Origin of the sequence: Chryseobacterium lathyri, assembly GCF_019970085.1 — a bacterium.
GTDB lineage: Bacteria > Bacteroidota > Bacteroidia > Flavobacteriales > Weeksellaceae > Chryseobacterium > Chryseobacterium lathyri.
In genome coordinates this window covers 570,172-587,587 of record NZ_JAHXYG010000003.1, presented here as the reverse complement: position 1 = coordinate 587,587, position 17,416 = coordinate 570,172, and the positions used below count along the sequence as shown (strand labels likewise).

General features: G+C 36.8%; 17 protein-coding genes. 9 read left to right on the top strand and 8 right to left on the bottom strand.

Annotated elements, in window-relative coordinates; all coding sequences use genetic code 11:
* Positions 1-78: 78 nt before the first annotated feature.
* The 7 genes from LC418_RS12065 (at position 79) to LC418_RS12030 (ending at position 8,254) form a co-directional block, all read left to right on the top strand.
* The gene (locus LC418_RS12065; protein ID WP_223559309.1) at positions 79-1,038 is read left to right on the top strand and encodes a KpsF/GutQ family sugar-phosphate isomerase; all 960 of its coding nucleotides are present in this window, start codon (positions 79-81) and stop codon (positions 1,036-1,038) included.
* 216 nt (positions 1,039-1,254) lie between these two features.
* Positions 1,255-2,079, top strand: a complete 825-nt coding sequence (gene tatC, locus LC418_RS12060) for a twin-arginine translocase subunit TatC (protein WP_223559308.1) — start codon at positions 1,255-1,257, stop codon at positions 2,077-2,079.
* A gap of 152 nt (positions 2,080-2,231) precedes the next feature.
* Complete coding sequence (locus tag LC418_RS12055; RefSeq protein ID WP_223559307.1) at positions 2,232-2,603, top strand: DoxX-like family protein; 372 nt, start codon at positions 2,232-2,234, stop codon at positions 2,601-2,603.
* Positions 2,604-2,609: 6 nt separating this feature from the next.
* A complete protein-coding gene (locus tag LC418_RS12050) occupies positions 2,610-3,374 on the top strand; it encodes a DUF2071 domain-containing protein (RefSeq protein ID WP_223559306.1) in 765 nt (254 codons plus the stop codon).
* Entirely contained in the window at positions 3,338-4,090 is a 753-nt protein-coding gene (locus LC418_RS12045) for a methyltransferase (protein ID WP_223559305.1), read from the top strand. The genes LC418_RS12050 and LC418_RS12045 overlap by 37 nt, the downstream gene beginning before the upstream one ends.
* A gap of 490 nt (positions 4,091-4,580) precedes the next feature.
* Entirely contained in the window at positions 4,581-6,212 is a 1,632-nt protein-coding gene (locus LC418_RS12035) for a M1 family metallopeptidase (protein ID WP_223559303.1), read from the top strand.
* A 185-nt stretch (positions 6,213-6,397) separates the two neighbouring features.
* Positions 6,398-8,254, top strand: coding sequence for a M61 family metallopeptidase (locus LC418_RS12030; protein WP_223559302.1), 1,857 nt, complete (start codon positions 6,398-6,400; stop codon positions 8,252-8,254).
* Between the two features lie 63 nt (positions 8,255-8,317).
* Here LC418_RS12030 and blaIND read toward each other — a convergent pair whose 3' ends face one another.
* The 4 genes from blaIND to pepE all read right to left on the bottom strand — a co-directional run bounded on the left by blaIND (position 8,318) and on the right by pepE (position 12,648).
* Positions 8,318-9,049, bottom strand: a complete 732-nt coding sequence (gene blaIND / locus LC418_RS12025; RefSeq protein ID WP_223559301.1) for an IND family subclass B1 metallo-beta-lactamase — start codon at positions 9,047-9,049, stop codon at positions 8,318-8,320.
* 275 nt (positions 9,050-9,324) lie between these two features.
* Positions 9,325-10,476, bottom strand: a complete 1,152-nt coding sequence (locus tag LC418_RS12020) for a sensor histidine kinase (protein ID WP_223559300.1) — start codon at positions 10,474-10,476, stop codon at positions 9,325-9,327.
* Between the two features lie 7 nt (positions 10,477-10,483).
* Positions 10,484-11,854, bottom strand: a complete 1,371-nt coding sequence (gene dacB / locus LC418_RS12015; RefSeq protein ID WP_223559299.1) for a D-alanyl-D-alanine carboxypeptidase/D-alanyl-D-alanine endopeptidase — start codon at positions 11,852-11,854, stop codon at positions 10,484-10,486.
* A gap of 101 nt (positions 11,855-11,955) precedes the next feature.
* Positions 11,956-12,648 (bottom strand): dipeptidase PepE, encoded by a 693-nt coding sequence (gene pepE / locus LC418_RS12010; protein WP_223559298.1) that lies wholly within the window; start codon positions 12,646-12,648, stop codon positions 11,956-11,958.
* Between the two features lie 195 nt (positions 12,649-12,843).
* Between pepE and LC418_RS12005 the strand changes: the two genes are divergently transcribed.
* Entirely contained in the window at positions 12,844-13,407 is a 564-nt protein-coding gene (locus LC418_RS12005) for a tetratricopeptide repeat protein (protein ID WP_223559297.1), read from the top strand.
* A gap of 74 nt (positions 13,408-13,481) precedes the next feature.
* Here the strand turns inward: LC418_RS12005 and LC418_RS12000 are convergent, their stop codons facing one another.
* Positions 13,482-13,970, bottom strand: a complete 489-nt coding sequence (locus tag LC418_RS12000) for a YdeI/OmpD-associated family protein (protein ID WP_111958272.1) — start codon at positions 13,968-13,970, stop codon at positions 13,482-13,484.
* Positions 13,971-14,200: 230 nt separating this feature from the next.
* On the opposite strand from LC418_RS12000, the gene fsa reads away from it, so the two are divergent.
* On the top strand, positions 14,201-14,854 hold the full coding sequence (fsa, locus tag LC418_RS11995) for a fructose-6-phosphate aldolase (RefSeq protein WP_111958274.1): 654 nt from the start codon (positions 14,201-14,203) through the stop codon (positions 14,852-14,854).
* A gap of 57 nt (positions 14,855-14,911) precedes the next feature.
* On the opposite strand, the gene LC418_RS11990 is transcribed toward fsa, so the two are convergent.
* The 3 genes from LC418_RS11990 to LC418_RS11980 all read right to left on the bottom strand — a co-directional run bounded on the left by LC418_RS11990 (position 14,912) and on the right by LC418_RS11980 (position 17,390).
* Complete coding sequence (locus LC418_RS11990) at positions 14,912-15,781, bottom strand: GLPGLI family protein (protein WP_223559296.1); 870 nt, start codon at positions 15,779-15,781, stop codon at positions 14,912-14,914.
* An 8-nt stretch (positions 15,782-15,789) separates the two neighbouring features.
* Positions 15,790-16,365: a sugar O-acetyltransferase gene (locus LC418_RS11985; protein ID WP_111958278.1), complete on the bottom strand. Its 576-nt coding sequence runs from the start codon at positions 16,363-16,365 to the stop codon at positions 15,790-15,792.
* A gap of 116 nt (positions 16,366-16,481) precedes the next feature.
* Positions 16,482-17,390, bottom strand: a complete 909-nt coding sequence (locus tag LC418_RS11980; RefSeq protein ID WP_223559295.1) for a GLPGLI family protein — start codon at positions 17,388-17,390, stop codon at positions 16,482-16,484.
* Positions 17,391-17,416: the final 26 nt, after the last annotated feature.

Here is a 17,416-nt window from a genome sequence, read left to right as displayed (position 1 = left end):
AAATAAAACTTATATTAAATATTCTTTTTTAAATATAACGTTTTTTAATGGATTTTTTGTATACCTTAAAATTATAAAATGGAAAGAGCTGACCTTATTTCAATTGCAAAGAGCACTTTAGAGATAGAAATCTCAGAACTTGAAAAATTAAAGAACAGGATAGGTGAAGATTTTGCCAGAGCAGTGGAAATTATTCATTCGGCAAAAGGGAAATTAATTGTTGTGGGAATCGGGAAATCTGCCCATGTAGGTAATAAAATTGTTGCTACTTTAAATTCTACGGGTACACCGTCGCAATTTCTTCATGCTTCTGAAGCGATCCATGGAGACCTCGGTGTAATCCAGAAGCAGGATGTGGTTTTATGCATCTCAAATTCCGGAAATTCACCTGAAATAGCTAATCTTGTTCCTTATTTAAGAGATTATTCTTCTGCCCTGATCGGGATGACAGGGAATAAAAACAGTAAACTCGCCGAATTCTCCGAAATTGTTCTGGATACTCACGTAGATGTGGAAGCCTGTCCTAATAAACTGGCCCCGACCAGCTCTACCACCATCCAGATGGCACTTGGAGATGCTATGGCTGTTGCTTTAATGGAGCTGAATGATTTCAGAGAGAACGATTTTGCTAAATTTCATCCGGGAGGAAGCTTAGGAAAGAATCTGGTTTCAAAAGTAGATCAGTTCTTATCCCCTCAGAAGCCGCAGGTTGAGGAAAATGCACCGGTAAGGGACGTCATTATTTCAATCAGTGCATCAAGCCACGGGATTACAGTAGTGACACAGGACGAAAAAATAATTGGCGTGATCACCGACGGGGACTTGAGAAGAATGCTGATGAAAGGTGATGATATCACTAAAATTCAGGCAAAAAACATCATGTCTGCCCATCCTAAAACCATTGAAAGAGATACTCTGGCCAAGGAAGCTATGAAAATCCTGAAAGAAAATAATATCGGCCAGCTTATCGTTACAGAAAATGGAAAATATTTCGGGATCATTGATCTTCATACATTGCTTGATGAAGGAATCAATTGATTCTATTTAAAATCATTTTATTAATCACAATAAATCAGCAGACGGTATCTACAAAATACCGTCTGCTTTTTTCTGAAAACCAAACATACAAGTATTTCCCTATAAACTTAGACAAAATCACATTCAATAATTCTAAATACTGATTATTATTTCATAATTTCGCAGACTTAAACGGCTTACCTTTTACGGGTTGGCTATTTTAGAGAGACTTAGTATATGGACGAAAAAAAAGAAATGTCCTTTTTGGGACATATTGGAGAATTAAGAGGTCACCTTGTCCGCTCAATTATTGCTATTATAATTGTTGCTGTGGCTGTAGGATTCAATATCAACTGGATCATGGACCATATCTTTTTTGGTCCGACCAGAAATGATTTTCCAACTTTCAGGGTAGTCAATCATTTTTCAAGAATGCTTTTAGGAGAAGACAGTATTCATCTTCCGAAAGATTTTCCGGTTCGTGTACAGCGGCTTTATCAGCAGTTCAATGTGATGATGGCTGTTTCTGTTTTCGGAGGTCTGGTAGGAGCTTTTCCTTATATCGTATGGGAGTTATGGAGATTTATAGGCCCTGCCCTTCATCCTAAGGAAAGAAAGAACTCTATTTTTATTATCAATGCGGTATGGATCCTGTTTATGACAGGAGTTTTATGCGGTTATTTTTTAATCCTTCCTTTCGCTGTAAATTTCGGGGTTATCTTTAAGATTTCCGATATTATCATTCCATTGTATGACTTAAGTGATTATACCACATTATTTTTACAGGTAATTTTAGGTATGGGAGTTATTTTCCTGTTTCCTATTCTTATCTATTTCCTAACGAGCATAGGAATTCTGACCCCTATGTTTATGAAAACTTATCGCCGTCATGCTATTGTTCTGATCATGGTCGTTGCTGCGATTATTACGCCGGCAGATGTTTTAAGTATGCTGATGGCTGCTTTTCCGCTCCTTATTCTGTATGAATTCAGTATTATCATGTGTTCCTTTACTTACAAAAAGGTTCAGAAGAATGCCGGAAATCTGCCAACCGTTCAATAGCACAGATTAAATTAAAAACATAAAACACTATTAAACAACTTCTTACACTAAAGGAGTTGTTTTTTTAAATATTTTATTTTCAATAATTACTGAAAGTTCAAAAATATTTTTACCTTTGAATAAGATTTAAATAAAAGCAAATTCTTAATCCCATGAAAAGCATTTATAACATAGTAATTTATAGCATTGCCACAGTCTGGATGATCAATGGCCTTTTCTGTAAAGTATTGAATTTAGTACCTCGTCATGAAGAGATTGTTGCAAGAATTTTAGGCGGTAATTATTCAAGAATACTAACCCTGCTGATCGGATGTTCAGAAATTCTGATGGCTATATGGATTTTAACGGGAATTAATTCCAGGTTCAATGCCATTGCACAAATTGTAATCATTGCAGCTATGAATATGCTGGAATTTATACTAGCTCCTGATTTACTGCTTTGGGGGAGATTCAATTCATTATTTGCTTTTCTCTTTATTGTACTTATTTATTTCAATGAGTTTCATTTGAATCCAAAAAATTAAATTATCATGTTTGACTTTTTAAAAAACCACCCGTTTGCTGTTGAAGCTTTTTTCGAAAATTCTCTTGTTCTGACCTTTGCAGTATCCAAAGAACAACTACAGCACTTGATTCCGGAGTGTCTGGAGCTTGATACCTTCAAAGATCAATGGGCTTTTGTAGCAGCAGCAATGGTTCAGACAAAAGACTTACGCCCAAAAGGATTTCCAAAGTGTATGGGAAATGATTTTTTCCTGATCGGCTACCGGGTATTCGTAAGATATAGAAACAATACCGGAAAAAAATTGCGTGGATTGTATATTCTTAAATCTGAAACGGATAAAAGGAAGATGGAATTTATGGGGAATTTATTCACACATTATAATTATTCAACCACAGACATTCGGCAGACAGAAAAAGAAAACATAAAAGAGATACAATCTGTTAAATCAAAGTTTAAGGTCAGTATCTGCAAAACAGAGGAAAATATTCCCTTACCCGCAGATTCTCCCTTTGCAGACTGGAAGGAAGCAAGAAGGTTTGCAGGACCATTACCTTTTACTTTTACCTACAATAAAGAAACTCAGGAAGTTCTTATTATAGAAGGCGTAAGACAAAACTGGACTCCTGCACCGGTGAAGATCCTCGATTATAATTTCGGATTTTTAGGTACGCTGAAACTGGAAAATCCCATTTTAGCCAATGCTTTTATCATTAAAAACACTCCATACTACTGGAAAAAAGGAAAAATTGAATCATGGAAACAAAAAGAAGAAAATTTCAAGGCGTTTTAAATATTTTAAGTTTTAACCGCCATTTTTATATCATAGGAATAGGGATTTTAGCTTTAATTATGATCAGTCATCAAATATCTGAGTGGTCAGATTACTTATATTGGCTCATCATAGCTGCATTTCTTTATGGACTTATCATGCCGTTAATCGTATCAGCTTATGTTTATGATTTTTCGGGATATTATAATTTTCAATGGCTAAAAAACTGTTCAGTTGACGAATCAAAAGTACGACAGATCTTAAATATTAATGCCGGCTTTGATGAAACGAGCTACATTATTAAAGACAACTTTCCACAGGCAGATTTAAAAGTGTTTGATTTTTATGATGCGAAACGACATACGGAACCCGCTATAGTAAGGGCCCGGAAAGTGAGTTTTGTATATCCTGATACTCAACAGATGCAGTCAAATTCTATTCCTTTGCCTGATCAATCGGCTGATATTATTTTTCTGCTTTCTGCAGTACACGAAATAAGATCACACAAGGAAAAAGTCCTGTTTCTAAAAGAGTGTTACCGCTTATGCAAAACCGATGGGAAAATAATTATGGTAGAACATCTGAGAGATCTTCCTAATTTTTTAGCTTTTTCAGTTGGCTTTACCCATTTTTTCTCAAAAGCTGTATGGAAAAATGCCTTTAGCAGTGCGGGGTTCGTATCATTCAGAGAGATAAAATTCACCCCATTTATGTCAATTTTTATCTGTACCCCTTAGTCATCTATTTAATATGGAACTTCATTTACAAATAACCGGAATGCTTCTTATTGTTTTAGCATTTGTACATATTATTTTTCCTAAACATTTTAACTGGGAAAAAGAACTCCAGTCGTTGAGCCTAATGAACCGGCAAATGATGTGGGTTCATACTTTATTTATTGCCTTAACAATATTTCTTATGGGTTTACTCTGCATCACCTCTCCACACGAGTTAACAGATACAGGCCTGGGTAAAAAAATAACCTTGGGATTAGCCGTCTTTTGGACCGTCCGATTATTCATTCAGTTTTTTGGATATTCCTCAGAATTATGGAAAGGAAAAACTTTTGAAACGGTTATCCATATTATTTTTTCCCTATTCTGGACATACATAAGTGTTTTGTTCTGGATAATCTGTTTCAAGAAGTAGAAGAAATTATTTTGTGTTTAAAATCTAAATTATTGCCATTAATTTTTCTATTTTTGATAGAATTTAATTTGATTTTAAATGAAAAAGCTGACGTATACACTTTTATTTGCTTCGGGACTTGTTTTTGGGCAATTCTTTGAAAAAGATAAGGTTTTCACAAAACAAGATACACTGAAAGGTTCTGATACCCAGTTCAGGAATTTCTGGGATGTCAAAAAATATGATCTTTCTGTAGAGCCGGATTTTGCACAGAAAAGTATTAAGGGATATAATAAAATCAGCTTTGAGATCACCAAAGATATTACCGACCCTGTTTTCCAGATCGATTTGCAGAAGCCGATGAAGGCAGATAAAGTGGAAGGTAATTTCCCGATTGCCAACTATAAGCAGGATGGAGATTTTATTTTCATCACAGCCAAAAAGAAATTCAAAAAGGGTGAAAAATATACGATTGATGTAACCTATTCCGGAAAACCAACGATTGCAAAAAATGCACCCTGGGACGGAGGCTGGGTCTTCGCTAAAGACGAGAAAGGAAATCCGTGGATGAGTGTAGCCGATGAAGGAATCGGAGCTTCCATATGGCTTCCGACAAAAGATATCTGGAGTGATGAACCGGAAAATGGTATTGTTATGAAGATCATTACTCCCAATGATCTTGTAGGTGTAGGAAACGGAAGACTGACCAGTAAAAAAACGGAAGGTAACAAAACAGCTTATACCTGGGAAGTAAAGAATCCAATCAATGCTTATTCTATCATTCCGAATATTGGCAAATATGTCAATTTTAAAGATACATTTAATGGAGAGAAAGGAAAGCTCGACCTGGATTACTGGGTACTGGATTACAATCTTGAAAAAGCAAAAAAACAGTTCCAGCAGGTAAAACCAATGCTTTCTGCATTTGAATACTGGTTCGGGCCGTATCCTTTTTATGAAGATTCTTACAAGCTGGTTGATTCTCCCTATCTGGGTATGGAGCACCAGAGCAATGTAGCTTATGGGAATGATTACCAAAACGGTTACCGAGGCAGGGACCTTTCCGGAACAGGCGTAGGTCTTAAATGGGATTATATCATCATTCATGAAAGCGGCCACGAATGGTTTGCCAATAATATTACGGCAAAAGATCAGGCGGATATGTGGATCCATGAAAGTTTCACCATGTATTCTGAGGTTCTTTTCGTGGAAAAATATATGGATAAAAAATCGGCGGACATATATGCTGTAGGCATTCGTAACAATATTGATAATGATATTCCGATTATTGGAAAGTATGGCGTGAGAAATGAAGGCAGCGGTGATATGTATCCGAAAGGGGCCAATATGCTTCATACCATACGGCAGATCATCAATAATGATGAAAAATTCAGACAGATCCTGAGAGGCCTGGGTAAAGATTTCTACCATCAGACTGTTACCACAAAACAGATCGAAGATTATATGTCATCTAAATCAGGAATTGATCTATCGAGTATCTTTAATCAATATTTAAGAACAGTAAAAATTCCTAATCTTGAGTATTCTCAAAACGGAGATTCCTTAAAGTTCCGGTACACAGATGGGGTTAAGGATCTTAAACTTCCCATAATCATTAACGGTGACCAGACCATCAATCCTACCGAAAACTGGCAGACTGTAAAACTTAAAAAGGCTACACCGGTAGAATTTAACAAGAACTATTATATCCATTATAATCAGGTTCAGTAAATAAAAAAATCAAAAAAGGCAAATCGTTACAGTACAGGTTTGTCTTTTTTAATTTCAGCTATGAAGCTTTTCTTCGGATCATAAGATCAGTAAGGTTCTTTTAAAATTTTAAGAAAAGTTTAATACTGAACACCGTAACAAAATGATCAAATAAACTACTATTTAACTATAAAGATTTAAACCTAATGAGAAAAACAGCAATCAGTCTGGGTCTTTTCGCCGCTTTTTTGGCTAATGCCCAATCTATAAAAACAACGATTGATCTTGTGAATGTAAAAGACGACAAGGTAGCCGTTACCATGGAGTTTCCGAAAATGAAATCCGGAGATATCAAGTTCCATTTCCCGAAAACCGTTCCCGGTACGTATTCTGTAGATGATTACGGCAGATTTGTGGAAGGGATCAAGTTTTATGATAACAAAGGAAAAGAATTAACCTACACAAAAGTTAATGACAATACATACTCATTAAAAAATGCTAAAGATCTTAGCAAGGTAACCTACCTGGTAAATGACAGTTTTGATGATGAAATGGACAATTCAAAACATAAAGCTGTATTTTCCCCATCAGGAACCGATATCGAGGAAGGTAAGATATACATGATCAATACCCATGGCTTCATTGGGTATATCGACAATATGCAGGATGTTCCGTACCAGCTTATCGTTCAGAAACCTGCGGGCTTCTATGGAACAACAGCTTTAGTGGATCAGGATAAGTCTGATGCTACAGATACGTTTACACTGGCCAATTATGCTAAAGTGACGGATTCTCCGCTGATGTACACGAAACCTGATTATATTACCTTCAACGCAGGAGGTATGGATCTGGTGCTGGGCGTTTATTCACCAACCGGAAAGTATAAAGCAGCAGACTTTAAAGATAATCTTGAAAAAATGGTACTGGCTCAGAAGAAATTCCTGGGTGATATGAATACCAATAAAAAATATGCGATCATGCTTTATCTTTCGGGGGGCGAGGGACCGCAGATCAAAGGTTTCGGGGCATTGGAGCACCATGAATCCACCAGTGTTGTGCTTCCTGAGATGATGCCTAAAGAAGCAATCGATAAAACAATTACCGATGTCGTTTCCCACGAGTTTTTCCATACCGTAAATCCTTTGAAAACACATTCTGAAGAAATCCATTATTTTGATTATGCAGATCCCAAAATGTCTCAGCACTTATGGATGTATGAAGGCGGAACGGAATATTTTGCCAATCTTTTCCAAATTCAGGAAGGTCTGATCAATAAGGATGAATTTCTTCAAAGAATCAATGAGAAGATCACCAATTCAAAGAATTATGATGATACGATGCCGTTTACGGTCATGAGTAAAAATGTTCTGAAAGATGAATATAAAGATCAGTACAGAAACGTTTATGAAAAAGGAACATTGCTGACTATGTGTCTGGATATTGAGCTGAGAAAACTGTCTAACGGAGAGATGGGCTATCGTGATATGATCAGAAAGCTGTCCCAAAGATTCGGGGAAAACAAACCTTTCAAAGACGACAAGCTGATTGATGAATTGGTAACAGTAACCGGTTATCCGCAGGTAAAGGATTTCTATAATAAATATATCGCAGGAAACCAGCCGACACCTTATGCCGAATATCTGAATATGGTAGGCATAGAAGCAAAAAAGAAGGACACACCTCCCCTTTTCTGGTTCATTAAAGACCCGAATCAGACAGGCTATAATGATAAAAATAACACTTTTGTATTTGATGAAAGTTCTGCACTATCTCCTTTTGCAAAGAGCGTAGGATTTAAGATCACTGACGAAATTGTTGCTCTGGATGGAAAAACAATTGATATTCAGAAGGTACAGGAGTTTATAGGATATACCAAAACAATTAAGGAAGGACAGGATGTTACTGTTACTATTCTCAGAAAAAATGGTGATAAAACCGATAAGATGGATCTTAAAGGAAAAGCTATTTTAGACAAAATGACGATTGAAAGTCTACAGTATAAGGCCAACCCAACTCCGGCAGAACTAAAGCTGCAAACTCAGTGGCTGACGGGAAAGAAATAATACAGTAAGAAATTAATGGTTATAAAAAAAGCGGAGAAAATTTCTCCGCTTTTTTAGTATTTCTTATTTACCGCCTTGCTTTTCTAACAGTTCCAGCGTATGCTTCACATGGTCGTTGCCTTTCCATTCATCATGGCCGGGAATAACCTTAGCACCGGAAGGATATTTAGTCTGCAGGTTTTTCATCGTCAGTGGCCATTGCTCTACATTGGCTTCTCCGGTGTAGCCAAGATCAACAGCAGAGCTGCTTTTTACCAGGCAGCCTCCATCCAGAACATTATATTTTGGAAACCAAACCACTACATTATCTGCTGTGTGGCCTTCACCCAGAAAGTCTACAATAAATTCTTCCCCTCCTATTTTATATTTCTTTCCTACTTTTATTAAATTATTTGAAGTTGCTTTTCCTTCTTTTTTCAATAATTCGTTGGTTTTAGCAGTAGCATAAGTTTTGATTCCTTTATTATTGTAAAAGCTAAGGTCTCCAGCCCTGTCAGCATGTGAATGTGTGGCAAATACAGCAATCACGGGTAAATTATGTCTCTTTTTTATAGTATCCATAAGGCTCTGATACTGGGTTTTCTGCCAAGGAACATCAAACAGAACGACTCCTTTTTTGGTGACCAGATAAAGAGCATTGGTTGAATATTCTTTACCTCCAAAAACCCCGAATGTCTTATACAGATAGAGCTTTGAGCTAAGAGGCGGTTCAATAACAAAATCGCGTACCTGTGCATAAAAAAAATTAGTCAGGAATAAAAACAACACTGCAAAAGCCTTAACACTTTTCTTCATAATTTTTTATAGTATTTAATTGATTAGATTAATCGTAGAGAATAACTGGAATATTTTGTGTTTTAAGAGAAACAAAGGTATTTATAATTTGTATAATTAATTCACAATAGAAACGATTTAACTTTTTTTAATACTAAAAAAGCGGTGCACAGGTGGGATATTATACCCCGGAAATAAGTAAATTGATAGGTTTACAGTAAAGATTTAAACAAAGATTCAAAGGAGTTCATCTTAAAAACAGATGATGAACTGGAGTATGCCAACAGTGAAATATTTTAAGACTTTCTGATTGTTATTCTGAATGTAGTTCCCTTTCCTACTTCAGTTTGGGAAATTTTAATATCACCTTTATGATATTCGTGAATAACTCTTCTCGCCAGTGAAAGTCCCAGCCCCCAACCTCTTTTTTTAGTGGAATAACCTGGTTTAAAAGCATTTCTTGCCTGTTGTTTTGTCATTCCGCTTCCGGAATCTTTAACCTCGATCAGGATATTTTTGTTTCTTTCAAAAACGTACATCTCCAATGTGCCTTCTCCTTTCATAGCATCTACTGCATTTTTCACCAGATTTTCGATGACCCAGCTCATCAGGATCTTATTGTGGGGAATGAGAATAGTATAGGTCGGAAGATGCAGGCTGAAATTTATTTTCTTAGAGATCCTTGTTTTTAGGTAATTATAATTCTCCACAATCGTCTCATTGAAATTCATATCATTCAGCTCAGGAACGGATCCTATTTTAGAAAAACGCTCGGAAATAGTCCTCAGCCTTTCAATATCTTTCTCAATTTCGTATACCCCTTCAGACTCCGGATTATCCAGCTTCATAATTTCCATCCAACCAATCATGGATGATAAAGGGGTTCCGATCTGATGGGCAGTTTCTTTGGCCAGTCCGGCCCAGAGATACCCTTCATCTGTTTTCTTAATCGTTCGGAGGAACCAGAATGAAAACAGAAAATAGCATAAAATAAAAAAGCCCAGTATAAAAGGAGAATATCTTAAATCATTAAGCAACCGTGAGTTATCATAATAAACAAACTGATTATTTCCGTCAGGTATTTTTATTTCAATAGGCGGATAGCTTTTTGCCATTTTTTTGGCCAGAAGAGTTATCTGAACCGGGTCATTCTCTATTTCCTGCGGAATATTTTTATGGACCATAGGCCGGTCATCCCTATCCAGCACAATCATTGGAATCGTGTTATTAGAACTGTATATTTTGAGAATCAGCTCCTGAACTTCCAGGCTGGGAGTTACTTCCTGCTGGAATTTCAGCGCACTTACCAAGATATCTACTCGCTTGATTTCCTCTTTCCTGAGAAAATTAATAAGAACTGTTGAGGCCACCACGATAGTGACAACTACCAAAGTCATCAGTAAAAATATAATCCAGTTATTCAGTCTGGTAAGTATGGATTTCCTCAAGCTGTTTTTATTTTAAGACATTCAGAATTTTCTGCAGTTCTGTATTTCCGCTTCCCTGATAGTTATTAATAATGATTGAAAATACATATTTTTTCCCATCCTTGGCTGTATGATATCCTGCAAAAGATTTGGTATCCCTCATTGTTCCGCTTTTCATCTTCATTCCATTATCTTGAACAGGAAAGCCATCGTAATAAGCATCAAACCAGCTCTGTTTCTTTGCATATAGCAAGGCCTGAACTTCAGCTTTGGCGGCAACATAATTTTGCGGGGAAAGTCCGCTTCCATCGGCAAAATTGATCATATTCGGATTGATTCCTTTAGATTTCCAGAATTCTTTTAAATAAGCAACCCCGTTCTTAAAACTGGAATTGCCGTTCTTTTCTTTTCCTAAAGTTTTAATTAAAGCTTCCCCATAAAGATTGATACTTTTTCGGAGAAACCAATAGACTATTTTATCCAAAGTTGGAGATGCATAGGTAAGAATTATATTCTTCGGAGCTCCCGGTATTGCTTTCCCTTCCAGTTCGAGCTCTGAACTGGTGGTTATTTTTCCCGAGAGTTCAATGCCTGACTCTTTAAGCCATTGCTGTACTTCTGCTCCCAGCTGCATCGGCGGATTGGGAACAGCACCCGAAACCGTGACTGTTTTTCCTGCTGGCAGCGTACCATTGATTAAGGCTACATCAGAATGTGGTGCAGTAAAGATAAGACTCTGATCAGAGCTGCCTCCTGCCTTCAGATCATTGAGCCATTTTACATGTTCAAGTGGATAGGAAAAGCCTTTAAACTCTGTCCCGTTAATATTGATGTCAAACTGGTTTTCTCTCCAGTTTACTCCCCAAACTCCGGCTCCGTAATAGTTGCCGAGGTCATCCCAGGGCCATCCGCCTGGAATTGTCTGATGGTCAAAATAAGAATCATCAATCACCAGATTACCGGAGATTTTTGCAATTCCTGAGCTTTTAAAGGCATCAATGAGCTTCTTTTTAAAGTTTTCAGGTTTGTAGGCATCATACCGCCAGCTCCCCAAAGTAGGGTCGCCATTGGAACTGATCACAAAATTCCCGTTCAGAATTCCTGCAGATACATTTCCGGAATAACCGGCTGTTGTTTTATAGGTATAATTTTTTCCCAATGTTTCAAGAGCTGCACCGGCAGTGAAAATTTTCTGCGTAGAAGCTGTTGACAGGCCTTTACTACCCTGATATTCGTAAATGAATGTCCCGTTTTCATCGGTAACATAAAATGATAAACCGGATGACACTGCTCCCGAAGAATCCATAAGATCTTTGGTGGCTTTATCCAGCTTCTGCGCAATATTCTGGGCAGACAGTACCTGAACCGACAGTATAAGAACTGCAAGTGTTTTCTTCATTGCAAGGCTTTTATAAATCTAAACTTATAGTAGACTGCACAAAGCACCTACTATTCAATTCCTGATCAAATATAATAAAAATAACAGCTAGTTTTCATGGCTTAAAGGATACTGCCCGCCTCTATTTCATAAGGTTCTTTGCCTTTTTCAAAGATCCTTGTCATTTCACTGCCCTCTACTGTAATCTTATCTCCGGTTCTTCTGATCCAGTTTCCTTCACGAAGTCCGATTACTTTTGTATCATTTTGGGTAAGGAATTCTCTGATCCTGGTTTCTCTTGTTTCCCCGTTATGCTTTAAATCGGGATTTGGGTCCAGATAGTGCGGATTGAGGTTGAACGGAACAAGACCCATACAGTCGAAACTTGGCGGATAAACAATAGGCATGTCATTCGTGGTTTTCATATTCTGACCTCCGATATTGCTCCCGGCACTGCAGCCCAGATAGGCTTTTCCTGATTCAACATTTTTCTTCAGAACAGACATCAGGCCTTCTTCATGCAGTGTTTTTACCAGTAAGAAGGTATTTCCTCCGCCTGTAAAATATCCCTGTGCATTATTCAACGCTTCTGTTTTATTTTCAAATTCGTGAAGACCCTTTACTTTAATGTTGATGGTTTCAAAGAAAGAACGTGACTTTGCTGTATAATCCTCATGCGAAATTCCGCCGGGTCTGGCAAAAGGAACAAAAATGATTTCATCAACTCCTTTATATAATTTAATTAATTCTTCTCTTAAGTATTCTAAATATTCTCCTCCAAAAAGTGTGGAAGTGGATGCTAATATGATATTCATACAGGGAAATTATATTGATTATTAAAAAAATTGTTGAGTTACAAAGATAACTCAATCCCTGACGAATCAAAAATTAAGCTAAAAAAAACATTTTATCCGTTAATATTCTCTAAAAAAACTTAAAGGTTCTAAAATTTAAGTTTTTGTGGAATTATTATTGAATTTTAAAGAATAGAATTTTAAAAATGTAAGATTATGAAAATGGCTAAAATTAATATTAAAAATTTGTTTTTAGGTTTAATAATTGCAGGAAGTGCAAGTCTTGTCAATGCGCAAACTACTAAAGTGGATAGTGCAAATAACACATCGAATACAGCTGCTACAGCTCAGGCAGGAAGCAATTCCACTATCGATGGTCTTAAGAAACAAATTGAAACCAATCCAAAGGATACAGAAGCTCTCTCAAAATTAGCTACAGCTTATCAGGAGGCTTCAGACTGGACCAATGCAGTTGAAACATGGAAAAAAATATCTGTCTTATTACCGGACTGGGCCCCGTCTTATTACAGCCAGGCTTATGCCTATCAGTCTGCTAAAGATGATGCCAATGCCAAAATTGCTTATGAAAAGTATATTGCCACTGTAAAACCTGCTGAAGTAGAACAAAATAAGAAAAACCTGGCTTATGCTTATTTTTATCTTGCTTTTACAGAACAGAAAAGTGACCCTAACAAAGCAAAAGAACATATTGCTAAGTCTATAGAATATGATCCTACCAATCAGGACGCTGTAAAGCTTAGCAAAGTTTTAAATTCATAATAAAAAAATAAAATCCGGAAAATTTTCCGGATTTTATTTTTCCTATTGGTCTTATCATCTCAAACGGTTTATTTTCAATCAATTTTTTTACCGAAGAAATCCGTTTCCCCATGGAGATGCCTGATGATCTTTTCAATATTCCTTTCGATACTAGCATCAGTTTTCAGATTATTGATATACCGGATCAGTTCGTTTCTTCTTGATGGGATCAGGCTTTCAAAATTACGGGTTGCTACAGCACTTCCTTTAATGGCTGCATCCAGTTTAGGATGAATAGAAACAGTTCGGTCTGAATCATCAAATTCAATAGAAACTTCAATCATTTCACCTATTCTTTTGGGAGAATTTTTAAGCATTAAAAGATTCACATATAGCCTCCATTCCCCCAGATATCTCATCAGGTTCTGTCTAAATTCTTTTCCGTTTATCGTTCCTTTCACAGGAATAGGGCTTTTATCCTTTCCTGCTGCCCTGAAAATTTCAGTTAAGACCTCTTCAGGAACAAAAACAAAAGGATTGATACCGATAATTTCGAGTACGGCTGTAAAACTGCTGTTTTTCATGTTTAACAAAGATAATATTTTATATGAAATGAGTTGCGGGATATGTGATACGAGGTCCTGAGATTCAGGTTAGAGTTTATAAATTATAAGTTACAAACATTCTTCAACTCTTCTACCCTAACTTCTAACTTCTAACTTCTAACTTCTAACTTCTAACTTCTACCAAAATTAAAATTTTCCACTCACAAAGGGAATCATTATCTTTGCATGAATAAATCTAAACGAACGAAATGAAATTTTTTATTGACACAGCCAATTTAGAGCAGATCAAAGAAGCAAGAGACCTTGGAATTTTAGATGGGGTAACGACCAATCCTTCATTAATGGCCAAAGAAGGAATCCAGGGGAATGAAGCGATCAAAAATCATTACAAAACGATCTGTGAACTTGTAGACGGAGATATTTCTGCTGAAGTATTATCTACTACGTATGAAGAAATGATCAAGGAAGGTGATGAGTTGGCCGCTATCCACCCGAATATTGTGGTAAAGATCCCAATGATCAAAGACGGAATCAAAGCTTTAAAATATTTTTCCGATAAAGGAATCAAGACAAACTGTACGCTTATTTTCTCTGCAGGACAGGCTCTTTTAGCCGCTAAAGCAGGGGCTACTTATGTTTCTCCTTTCCTTGGAAGATTAGATGATATCTCAACGGACGGATTAAACCTTATCCAGGAAATCAGATTAATTTTTGATAACTATATGTATGACACTGAAATTCTGGCAGCATCTATCCGTCACTCTATGCACATCATCGACTGTGCTAAAATCGGAGCAGATGTGATCACGTCTCCACTTCCTCCAATCTTGAGCTTGTTGAAGCATCCTTTAACAGACAGCGGATTGGCTCAGTTTGTAGCAGATTCTCAAAAATTAGCTTAATAATTCGCAACAATTTTCAGATATAAAATCCCGAAACTTTCGTTCCGGGATTTTCTTTTATTTCAACAGATCAAGTTCCAGAATATTATTTTCCTTTTTAATTTGATTAATCAATTGCGTTTCTCTAGCATTTCTCTTCGCATTAGAAGTTTTTACCAATTTTCCCGAATCATCAATTTCCAAAACATCACGGCTTTGTGCCTGCATCAGCTTTTCACTTTTCATTGGATCTTTACAGTAGTCTTTAAAAGCTTGTTTATATTTTGTTTCATTCAATTTAATAAGGGGGTCAAGACCATGCTTATTCTCTCTGGAACTCTTCCATTCATATCCTTCCGGAAGTTTTTTAATTCCTTTTAGTTCGAATGAATGCGTCTGACTGGAATCCTCTAACTTTACAATTAATCCGGGAAGCCCATAGAATTTATAGGGTCCGTCCTGAATGAGTACCTCTGTGGTAAACCATGCAATCCATTTTCTGCCAACAAATTCGCAAACAGCTTTTTGAACAGCCAGTTCTCCGATCTTTGCTTTGTCAGGAAGAATTTTCCATTCTTGCTTTCTTCCCTCCTCTACCATATACATATCAATACCCAGAGAATTGAAAAAATTTACCGAATAATCAGGATATGACTTTTCAACACTATAACGAATTTTACCTTTGAACTTAATTTTTGAAAAATCCATTTCTATTCCACGCTTAACATGTATATCCATAGCAGCTGCCCAGATAGAATCTGATTCAGATACATCTTTACTGTAAAACTTAGATCCTTTCGGAATAACATCCAGAAACATTATTTCAGTCTCCTGGACATCTCTTGCTGTAGAATCAATGCTAAACCTATACTCATAAATGAATCTTTGATTCTGAGCACCGACTGAAAAGGTTAATAGGAGAATGAATAAGGTGATTACTTTTTTCATGATAATGATTAATATGATTTTAAATTTTCTTCAACATTTTTAATAACCTTACATGGATTTCCCACAGCAACCGCATAATCAGGAATATTTTTGGTCACAACACTTCCCGCACCTATTACTGCATTATTTCCGATAGAAACTCCGGGCAGAACCACGACGTTTCCTCCCAGCCACACATTATCTCCTACAGTAATCGGATGGGCATATTCCAGGCCTTCATTACGCTGTTTTGCATCCAGCGGGTGTCCTGCGGTGTAGAAGCTGCAATTCGGGCCGATAAAAACATTGTTCCCGAACTTCACCTTTGCACAGTCCAGAATAGTCAGATTATGGTTGGCGTAAAAATTCTCTCCCACTTCAATATTATAGCCGTAATCGCACCAGAAATTGGGTTCAATACAAATATGCTCTTTTGTACTTCCTAGAATTCTTTTGATCTGTTCGTTTCTGTTCCGGGTATCGGAATTTTTCAGCTGGTTATACTCCAGGCACAGGTCTTTGCATGTCATACGTTCACTGATCAGCTGTTCGTCATAATTGGCATTATATAGAAGTCCGGCCTCGCATTTTTCCTTTTCTGTCATAGTATTTAGATTCAAGGTTTAGGGTTTAGGGTTTAGGGTTTAAAGATACGGACAATAACAAAAAAACAGAATAGTCATTAATAACTATCCTGTTCTCTATTAAAAAATTATGTAGATTACTTCACCAGATCAGGTTCGATCGGGTTGTTATTTTTCTGAAGTGTTTCTTTAGTTCTTTTTTCCATTTCCTTGAAGACCTGGTTGGGGTCTGACAACTCTTTTCCGTCCGGGGTTTTCATTTTAAATGCCACTTTCGCATTTGAGTCACCCCCACTTCTCATCAACATTTCTCTCATATTCTTGGTGGGATCATTTACATAGGCTTTCCATACTTTTTTGTACTGTTCTTTTGTGATTTCCAGTTCTTTTCCACCCATTCCCAATATTCTGACATTACCAGGCAGTTGGGTTTCCTTTTCCTCTGCAGGATCCTGTATTGTTTTATTTCCTGCCAGTGTCATGATGTGTGAACCTGTTGCATCTTCCATCTTTACGATAAGTCCCGGAAGACCGTAGAATTTATAAGGCCCGTCCTGAAAAGGAATATCTGATGAAAACCATGCGGTCCATTCTCTTCCGCCATAGCTTGTAACAGCTTTCTGAGTATTATATTCCCCAATTTTTTGTTTATCCGAAAGAATTTTCCATTCTGGCTTTTTATCTTCCAATATCTTATATTTGTCCGTACTGACCGTTGTGAAAAGATAAGTTTTGAAATCGGGGTAGCTTTTTGTTACTTTATAAGATACCTGACCGGGCTTTTCTCTTCTGTTGATGCTAATATTACCGCTGCCTGAGCTTATCTGTTTCTGGACCTCTGCCGCAGAAGTAGAATCTGAAACAAATTTGTCGTGGCTGTAATAGGACGATCCGGTTTTACTGATATCCAGAAGCATCATTTCCTTTTTCACATCTTCTTTATTATTGGAATCGGGAATAAATTTGTATTCATAAAAAAACCTGTTGGTCTGGGCCTGGGATAGTATGCCCAGAAGTAAAAAAAATAAAATTTTAGTTTTCATCATACATTTGAATTTAATAATAAAAAAGC

Bases quoted from the DNA above. Each gene is read 5' to 3' on its own strand.
- LC418_RS12065 (WP_223559309.1), top strand. From the start codon at position 79: ATGGAAAGAGCTGACCTTATTTCAATTGCAAAGAGCACTTTAGAGATA.
- tatC (WP_223559308.1), top strand. From the start codon at position 1,255: ATGGACGAAAAAAAAGAAATGTCCTTTTTGGGACATATTGGAGAATTA.
- LC418_RS12055 (WP_223559307.1), top strand. From the start codon at position 2,232: ATGAAAAGCATTTATAACATAGTAATTTATAGCATTGCCACAGTCTGG.
- LC418_RS12050 (WP_223559306.1), top strand. From the start codon at position 2,610: ATGTTTGACTTTTTAAAAAACCACCCGTTTGCTGTTGAAGCTTTTTTC.
- LC418_RS12045 (WP_223559305.1), top strand. From the start codon at position 3,338: ATGGAAACAAAAAGAAGAAAATTTCAAGGCGTTTTAAATATTTTAAGT.
- LC418_RS12035 (WP_223559303.1), top strand. From the start codon at position 4,581: ATGAAAAAGCTGACGTATACACTTTTATTTGCTTCGGGACTTGTTTTT.
- LC418_RS12030 (WP_223559302.1), top strand. From the start codon at position 6,398: ATGAGAAAAACAGCAATCAGTCTGGGTCTTTTCGCCGCTTTTTTGGCT.
- blaIND (WP_223559301.1), bottom strand. From the start codon at position 9,049: ATGAAGAAAAGTGTTAAGGCTTTTGCAGTGTTGTTTTTATTCCTGACT.
- dacB (WP_223559299.1), bottom strand. From the start codon at position 11,854: ATGAAGAAAACACTTGCAGTTCTTATACTGTCGGTTCAGGTACTGTCT.
- pepE (WP_223559298.1), bottom strand. From the start codon at position 12,648: ATGAATATCATATTAGCATCCACTTCCACACTTTTTGGAGGAGAATAT.
- LC418_RS12005 (WP_223559297.1), top strand. From the start codon at position 12,844: ATGAAAATGGCTAAAATTAATATTAAAAATTTGTTTTTAGGTTTAATA.
- LC418_RS12000 (WP_111958272.1), bottom strand. From the start codon at position 13,970: ATGAAAAACAGCAGTTTTACAGCCGTACTCGAAATTATCGGTATCAAT.
- fsa (WP_111958274.1), top strand. From the start codon at position 14,201: ATGAAATTTTTTATTGACACAGCCAATTTAGAGCAGATCAAAGAAGCA.
- LC418_RS11990 (WP_223559296.1), bottom strand. From the start codon at position 15,781: ATGAAAAAAGTAATCACCTTATTCATTCTCCTATTAACCTTTTCAGTC.
- LC418_RS11985 (WP_111958278.1), bottom strand. From the start codon at position 16,365: ATGACAGAAAAGGAAAAATGCGAGGCCGGACTTCTATATAATGCCAAT.
- LC418_RS11980 (WP_223559295.1), bottom strand. From the start codon at position 17,390: ATGATGAAAACTAAAATTTTATTTTTTTTACTTCTGGGCATACTATCC.